Annotated in this window: 6 protein-coding genes, 1 pseudogene and 1 riboswitch; of the genes and pseudogenes, 4 read left to right on the forward strand and 3 right to left on the reverse strand. The window is 72.6% G+C overall.

What is annotated here, in order from left to right:
• Window positions 1–156: 156 nt before the first annotated feature.
• Window positions 157–996 carry a GH25 family lysozyme gene (locus tag ACFVW8_RS37450; protein ID WP_389698232.1) on the reverse strand — a complete coding sequence of 280 codons (840 nt, stop codon included), beginning with the start codon at window positions 994–996 and terminating at the stop codon, window positions 157–159.
• Between the two features lie 480 nt (window positions 997–1,476).
• Window positions 1,477–1,605, forward strand: a riboswitch (cobalamin riboswitch).
• A gap of 52 nt (window positions 1,606–1,657) precedes the next feature.
• On the opposite strand from ACFVW8_RS37450, the gene ACFVW8_RS37455 reads away from it, so the two are divergent.
• From ACFVW8_RS37455 to ACFVW8_RS37470, 4 genes are read left to right on the forward strand one after another with little or no spacing between them, the layout of a single operon-like run.
• A complete protein-coding gene (locus ACFVW8_RS37455) occupies window positions 1,658–3,220 on the forward strand; it encodes an ABC transporter substrate-binding protein (RefSeq protein ID WP_389698222.1) in 1,563 nt (520 codons plus the stop codon).
• 1 nt (window position 3,221) lies between these two features.
• Window positions 3,222–4,169 (forward strand): ABC transporter permease, encoded by a 948-nt coding sequence (locus tag ACFVW8_RS37460; RefSeq protein WP_389698224.1) that lies wholly within the window; start codon window positions 3,222–3,224, stop codon window positions 4,167–4,169.
• Window positions 4,166–5,014: an ABC transporter permease gene (locus ACFVW8_RS37465; RefSeq protein ID WP_389698226.1), complete on the forward strand. Its 849-nt coding sequence runs from the start codon at window positions 4,166–4,168 to the stop codon at window positions 5,012–5,014. Before ACFVW8_RS37460 ends, ACFVW8_RS37465 begins: the two co-directional genes overlap by 4 nt.
• Entirely contained in the window at window positions 5,011–6,621 is a 1,611-nt protein-coding gene (locus tag ACFVW8_RS37470) for an ABC transporter ATP-binding protein (RefSeq protein ID WP_389698228.1), read from the forward strand. The genes ACFVW8_RS37465 and ACFVW8_RS37470 overlap by 4 nt, the downstream gene beginning before the upstream one ends.
• Before the next feature lie 83 nt (window positions 6,622–6,704).
• Here the strand turns inward: ACFVW8_RS37470 and ACFVW8_RS37475 are convergent, their stop codons facing one another.
• On the reverse strand, window positions 6,705–7,460 hold the full coding sequence (locus ACFVW8_RS37475; protein ID WP_389698230.1) for a copper homeostasis protein CutC: 756 nt from the start codon (window positions 7,458–7,460) through the stop codon (window positions 6,705–6,707).
• Window positions 7,457–7,620: pseudogene (locus ACFVW8_RS37480) on the reverse strand (microcystinase MlrC family protease); the annotation flags it as partial. The gene ACFVW8_RS37475 and the pseudogene ACFVW8_RS37480, both read right to left, overlap by 4 nt.

Here is a 7,620-nt window from a genome sequence, read left to right on the forward strand (position 1 = left end):
TGACCGTGTGTGTATGTACGGACGTGCGTAGATACAGACTCGGAACCGCAGCGGAACTCATCGCCCCCGGCGTACCGCACCCGGATGTCCCGGCCGGCGGACGCCGGCCGGGACATCCGGGGAGCTGATCCGACACGGAGTGGTCAGGGCACCCCGTCAGGCGGTGTTGTTGGCCAGGGCCAGCAGACGGCTCGCGTCACCGCTGAACCGGTCGCGGTCCACGGCCCCCGAGATGCCGCTCACCGAACCGGAGTCGGTGTACTGCCAGAAAGTCCAGTACGGGAAGCCCTTGGGGATGGTGGGGCTGGACGCGCTGGTCCAGTGCGCCACGAAGAGGGGGCTGCGGGCGGACATGCCGCCCCACCCGCCGGTGCAGGAGTTCCACCAGCTGGCACTGGTGTAGATGACGACGTCGCGGCCGGTCTTGGCCTTGTACGTGTTGTAGAAGTCCAGGATCCACGACTGCATCGCGGCGGCCGTCTTGCTGTAGCAGCCGCCTTCGAGGTCGAGCATTCCGGGCAGCGTCAGATTGTCCCGGGACCACGCCCCGCCGTGGCCGGCGAAGTAGGTGGCCTGGGCCGCGCCGCTGGAGAGGTTGGGGCGCGCGAAGTGGTAGGCGCCCCTGATCACCTTCGCGTTGTACGCGTTCACGTAGTTGGTGTTGAAGTTGGGGTCCTTGTACGTCGTGGACTCCGTCGCCTTGATGTAGGCGAACTTGATTCCCGCCGACTTCACCGAGGACCAGTTGATCGACCCCTGGTAATGCGAGACGTCGATGCCTGCCTGGGTCGCCTGCGTGGAGACGTCGTCCTCGGCGGGCGGCGCGATCTGCCGGGTGTCCGGTGCGAAGCTCCTGCCGTCGGCGAGATAGCCGGCGCCCATGTAGCCGTCACCGACCGGGATGTCGCTGCTGGTGGCCACGGGCTGGGCCGCAGCCGGGCCGGCCGTCACGACCGGGACGAGTCCCATCGTCAGACCGAGGGTTGCGGCCACCATCATCTTGCGCAGTGCGGGTCTGGGGGTGTGGATTCGAGACAACAACGCATTCCTCCTGGTGTGACGACGCGGACGGTGGATCTACTCGCGTAGCGGAAGGGCGGGAGCTGATCGCGAGGACGGAACCATGATCGTGGAGTGGGGGGTACGCATGCTGTGTCAGCTGACCGTGTCGCACGAGAAAGCAAATTGATGCGGACACGTCATGAGTGACGCATGGACCGGCTCGTCGCGTAAAGGGGGCACGGGTTCACCTCTAAGGTCTGGACCAGTGGAGAAGTCGCTCAGCTGCGGATACCGCATGTGCCCGCCGAGAACTTTCTCCGCCGTGAAACTTCCTGCGGCGGCAGACGGCGGCAGACGGCGGCAGGCGGCGGATACCGGGCCGCCCGGCCGCCTCATCGCGTCGGCCGCTGGAGGGCGACCGGGTTCAGGTCCTTGTCGCCCCGTGCGTCACAATGAGCGCACAAGGCGATGGGGACCAGGAAGCCGGTGCGATTCCGGCGCGGTCCCGCCACTGTGACCGGGGAGCGAATCTCCTGCACGCCACTGTCCGCGAGCGCGGACGGGAAGGCGGAGGCGAGCGACGATCCGGAAGCCAGGAGACTGACCCGTCGCCGGTCTGACGTCAGGGGCGAGGACACCCCGGAGAGGATCGACTGTGGCGACGCATGCCCTGACGGGACCGGAGAACCGGCCCGGACCCGGCAGAAGAGACGTACTGGCTGCCGGAGGGGCACTGGCGCTCACCGCGTCCGGCCTGCTCACCGGCTGCGGCGGCGACGCGTCGGACGGGGGGAGCGGCGACCGGTTCCGTGCCGCGTTCACGTCGGGTGGCTCCCAGGAGACCCTCGACCCGCACGTCGCCCCGAACTTCGTCGACCAGGCCCGCGCCAAGGCCCTCTACGACACGCTCGGCACGTACGCCGACGACATGTCGGTACGCGAGCGGCTCGCGCAGTCCTGGGAGAGCGATGCCTCCGGCACCCGCTGGCGCATACGGCTGCGCGCGGCCCGGTTCCACGACGGAAAGCCGGTCACCGCCAAGGACGTCCTCTACAGCTACTCCCGCGCCGCCGACCCGGAAGTGGGTTCGCCCTCGCAGGTGCTGCTGTCGGCCATCGACTTCACCGCGAGCAGGGCGGACGGCGACCGGTCCGTCGTCTTCGTGCTCAAAGCGCCGAACTTCGAGTTCCCCACCGTGCTCGCCGGCCCGGGCACCGAGATCATCCCCGACGGGACGACGGACTTCCGCAAGCCCGTCGGCTCCGGCCCCTTCACCTACGTCTCGTTCACACCCGGCGGCACCGCCCGCTACCGGCGATGGGCCGACCACTGGGACGGCGCACCGCACATCGCCGAACTGGAGATCGTTCCCGCGAACGAGGAGTCGGCCCGGCTCAACGCCCTGCTGTCCGGACAGGTGCACTACGCGGCCGACATGGCCGGCGCCTCCGTGGAACGGCTGAAGAAGAACAGCTCGACCCGTCTGCTGACCGCCCGGCGCGCCACCGCCCAGCAGCTCCTGCTGCGCACCGGCCGTGCCCCGTTCGACGACCCGCGCCTGATACGGGCCGTGCAGCTGGGGATCGACCGGCCGGCTCTGGTCCGCATCGCCCTGGCCGGCCACGGCGAGGCGGGCAACGACCTGTTCGGCATGGGCCTGCGCGGCTATCCCGACGGCATCGAGCCCTGCGAAAGGGACGTCGAAGCGGCGCGGAAGCTGGTCGGGGAAGCAGGCGCGGACGGGGCCCACATCACGGTGGAGACCAGTTCGGTCGACGCCGCGTGGGAGCCCGCGGCGGATCTGATGGCACGGCAGCTTCGCGAAGTCGGGCTGAAGGTGAGCGCCAACACCCGTGCTTCCAGTACGTACTTCAGCGAGATCAAGACCAAGGGCGTCGCCGCCTTCAACACCACCTCCACCCTGCCCGTCTCCGACTTCCTGCAGCAACGCGTCCGCGGCGGCGCCGCCCGCAACCAGACCCAGTACGCCTCGAAGAAGTTCGACGCCCTGCTGGACCGTGCCCGTACCACCCGGGACGAGCAGACCCGGCTGGGCCTGCTCTCCCGGGCCCAGAAGATCGCCCGCGAGGAGTCCGGGCTGCTCGTGTGGGCGTTCTCCGACGCCAACGACGCCATCGCGCGGTCGGTCAGCGGCCTGCGCGCGGCACCGCCGAACTCGCACGACTGGGCCCGCTTCGACCGGGTCCGCCTCGGCTGACGTGCGCGCCTACATCCTGCGGCGCTCCCTGCTGGCGCTCCTGCAGTGCCTGGTGGTGCTGGTCGCCGTGTTCGCCGTCGGCGCTGCCCTGCCGGGGGACACCGCTGACGTGCTGCGCGGGGAGCTCGGCACTCCGCAACAAGTGGCAGCACTCCGGGAACAGCTGGGGCTGGACGAGCCCGCCTGGAACCGCTTCGGGCACTGGCTCGGCCGGCTGTGCACCGGCGACCTCGGCAACTCGCTGACGACCGGGCTGCCGGTGGGCGACGACATCGGCCGCCGCGTCGGAGTGACGCTGCTGCTGGGTCTGCCGGCGCTGGCACTCGTCACCGTGCTGGCACCGCTGCTGGGAACCGTGTCGGGGCTGCGGGAGGGCAGCCGCCTCGACCGGGCCCTGAACACAGCCACGGTCCTGCTGCACGCCGTCCCCGAATTCGTGCTCGCCCTGCTGCTGGTCGCCTCGGTATCGCTGGCGGCCGGGCTGCTGCCGGCCACCGCCGTCGGCATGGACACCGCCGCACTGTTCGAGCAGCCGGCCGTCCTGGTACTCCCCGTGGCCGTACTGACAGCCCGGCACCTGTGCGATCTGGCACGGCAGATCAGGGCCGGCGTGGCAGGGGAGCGCCATGGGCCCGTGCCCGAACACCTGCGGCTGCTCGGGATGCCGGAACGCACCGTGGTGCTGCGTCATGTGCTGCCCAACGCGCTGGGCCCCGCGGCGCAGCAGTACGCCCGCTGCGTGGAGGGACTGCTGGGGGGCGCCGTACTGGTGGAGGCGGTCTTCGGATTCCGCGGACTGGGCAGCGGATTCGTCGAGGCGGTGCAGAACCGCGATCTGCCGCAGGTCCAGACGTACGCGCTGCTGTTCACCGGCACCGCGGTCGTGGTGAACCTCGCCGGTGACCTGGTCGCCCACCGGCTCGCGCCGCGCCGGGAGATGACCGGATGACCACCCCGTCCGAGACCGGCGACCTGAAGGCCCGAGGCGCGGGCACCACCCGGTTCCGCCTCCCGTGGATCGCCCTGATCCTCCTGGCGGTACCGGTGGCGACGGCCCTGGTGGGGCCGTGGACCGCCGGAGACCCGTCGGCGCAGCAGGACGCGCTGCCCTCGCAGCCACCCGGCGGCGGGCACGTTCTCGGCACCGACGTCCTGGGCCGGGACGTACTGGCGCTCGTCCTGCACGGCGGCGCCTCGGTGCTGGGAAGCGCCCTGGGCGCGCTGCTGATCGGCATGGCCGCGGGAGTACCGCTGGGCCTGCTGGCCGCGGGGCCGCGGCGCGGAATCGACGAGACGGTGATGCGCACCCTGGACCTGGTGCTCGCCTTTCCCGGCCTGCTGGTGCTGATGACGCTGGCCGCCGCCGGCCACCGCGACTGGTACTGGCTGGTGACGGTCGCCGGACTGCTCCACGTGCCGGCCGTGGCCCGCCTGGTCCGCGGGGCCGCGCTCGCTCCCGGCGCCCGTACGGTCGTCGAGGCACTGCGGATGCAGGGGCACGGCTGGGCCTACATCCACCTGCGGCACCTGGCGCGCGAGCTGGCCGCGCCCATGGCGACGGACGCGGCCGGCCGGTTCACCGTCGTGCTGTATCTCCTGGCGTCCGCCAACTTCCTCGGTCTGGGCCTGCCCGCCTCCTCACCGGACTGGGCGGTGCTGATCGAGCGGAACAGCGATGCCCTGTTCACCCAGCCCGCCGCGGTCCTGGTGCCCGCAGGCCTGCTGACGGCGCTGTGTGTGGGCAGCAACCTGCTCGTGGACCGGGCCCTGGCCCGCAGGAGGAGGCAACCGTGACCGGGCACGGCTCCCTGCCGCTGCTGGAGATCCCGGAGATCTCCGCCCACGCTGACGGAGCGGCACACCCCCTGCTGGACCGTGTCGCCCTGGCCGTTCCGCCCGGTGCTGTGGTCGCCGTCGTCGGGCCGTCCGGCAGTGGCAAGACGACACTGGGGCTGGCGGCGCTCGGCGCTGCACGCGGCGGCGTCAGGCTGGCGGGACGTGTCCTGCTGACGGGCACCGACCTCATCTCGCTGACGCCCGCCGAGCGGCGGACCGCGCGGGCGGGGAAAGCGGCCCATCTGCCCCAGCACCCGGAGAGCGTCCTGGATCCGGTCCGCCGGTCGGGCGGCGCCCTCATGGAACTGGCCGCGCTCGCACACCCCGGCCGAGGTGCCCGCCGAGCCGCTGCGGGCCGGGCACTGGCACGGTCGGGCCTGGAGTGGGAGGCCGTGCGCCGACGTTTCCCGCACCAGCTCTCCGGCGGTCAGCAACAGCGGCTGGCTCTCGCCTCAGCCCTGGTGACCGGCGCGCGGCTGCTGGTCCTGGACGAGCCGACGAGCGGCCTGGACCCGGCTCTCGCGCACGCCATCGGGCGCACCGTACGAGAACTCGCGGACGCCGGGACGGGGGTGCTCCTGCTCAGCCATGACCTGACGGCGGTGCGCGGCACGGCGGACCACGTCATCGTCCTGGAGCACGGCCGGGCCGTTGACGAGGGACCGACGGCAGACGTACTGGGCGACCCGGGTCGCCCAGCGGCTACCGGGCCCCTGTCCGACGCGGGGCCGCCCCGCCATCGGTCCACTCGGGAACTTCTGGCGGCGGAACGTCGCACCGACGAGGGCGGGGCCCCGGGGCCTCGTGCGGAACACCCGGCTCCGGAGAACGGCGCCGGGGTGTCGGCCCACGGCATCGTCGTGCTCCGCCGATCCGCCGCCCCTCTGACCGGGCCGGTGTCCATGACGTTTCCTCCCGGCAGCCGTACCTCGCTGCTCGGACCCTCCGGCTCGGGCAAGACGACGTTCGCCCGGGTGCTGGCCGGGCTGACGACACCGACACGGGGGGAGGTGCGGTACGGCGGCCTGCCGCTCCCGGCCCGCGTCGACCGCCGCCCGGCCGCACAGCGCCGTGCTGTCCAGTACGTGCACCAGAGCAGCGCGGACTCCTTCGAGGTCCACCGCCCGGTCCTGGAACAGCTCGCCGACACGGCCCGGCTGCTCCGAGGCCTGGCTGACGAGGAGGCGACGGCCGATGCGGTCGAAACGGCGGCGGCACTGGGCCTCGACGAGGGGCTGCTGCACCGGCCCCCCGGCCGGCTCTCCGGCGGGCAGCTGCAACGCTGTGCCCTGGTGCGGGCACTGACGGCGCACCCGGCCCTGCTGGTGTGCGACGAGGTGACCCCGGCGCTGGACACCGTCTCCCGGGAGCGGGTCGTCGAAGCCCTGCCCCGCCTGCTCGTCCCGGCCCGCACGGCGCTGCTCTTCATCAGCCACGACCTGCCCGCGGTGCGGATGCTGACCCGGGAGGCCGTGCTGTTCGAAGGGGGCCAAGCCGTGCGGCGCGGGGCCGTGGACGAGATCCTGCCGGCCGGGTGGGCGAGCAGGAGCGGTGCCACAGCGTGATCACACCGGCCCTGGCCGGTGTGATCACCGGGGAGTGGCCGCGCGACGGGACGGGGCGTCCGTCGCGCTCTTTCCCCGTCCCGTCAGGCCACCGCGTCCAGTGCTTTCCTCGCCGCAGCGACGACGGTGCCATCGGTGACGAAGTGGGTGTCCGCGTCGGCGCTCGTCCCGCCGACGCCGAGGGGCACCCAGCCGGCCGCGCGCCGGGGTGTCGCGTGTGACTTGGCGGAGAGGTGCACTCCGGTGGCGCCCGCGGCCAGCAGACCGGCGATGTCCTCGGGGCGCACCCCGCCCCCGGCGGCCACCTCGACTCCGGGAGCCGCCGCAGCCATCGCGGTGAGCGCGGTGCGGCCCTCGATCGCGGTGGGCGCGCCGCCGGACGTGAGGACACGTGCGATGCCGAGCCGCGGCAGTGCCGCGACGGCGGCCACCGGATCGCTCGCCTGGTCCACCGCGCGGTGCAGCGTGATCTGCGCGGCGGATGCGGCGCTGCGTGCCGCGTCGACGATCGTGGTCAGGGCCGGGACGTCGAGGGCGCCTTCGGGGGTCAGCGCCCCGATGACGACTCCGTGGGCACCCGCGCGCAGGAGGGTGCGCACCTCGGCGGCCATGAGGGCGACCTCCTCGCGGTCGTACACGAAGTCGCCGGGCCGGCAGCGGACGAGGACATGGACGGGCAGGCCCGCCGCGGCGACCGCCTCGACGGTCGCCGTCGACGGGGTCAGACCGCCGAGTTCGAGCGCGGTGCACAGCTCGACGCGGTCGGCTCCGTGCTCGCGGGCGGTGCGGGCACCGGCCGGGGAGACGACGGCGATCTCCAGGGCGGGGCGGGTCCTCACTCGGAGTCCCCGGTCAGCGGCCGGTCGGCGGCCGGGACGAGACGGGCGGTCAGGTCCGGATCGGCCATCGCGGGGTCGAAGGGGAACATGGGGCGGCTGATGCGGTGGTGACCGCGGCGGACGAGGTCCTGGTCCACTCCGCCCGGGGAGAGGGCCAACT

The organism is Streptomyces sp. NPDC058221 (genome assembly GCF_042882365.1).
Lineage (GTDB): Bacteria > Actinomycetota > Actinomycetes > Streptomycetales > Streptomycetaceae > Streptomyces.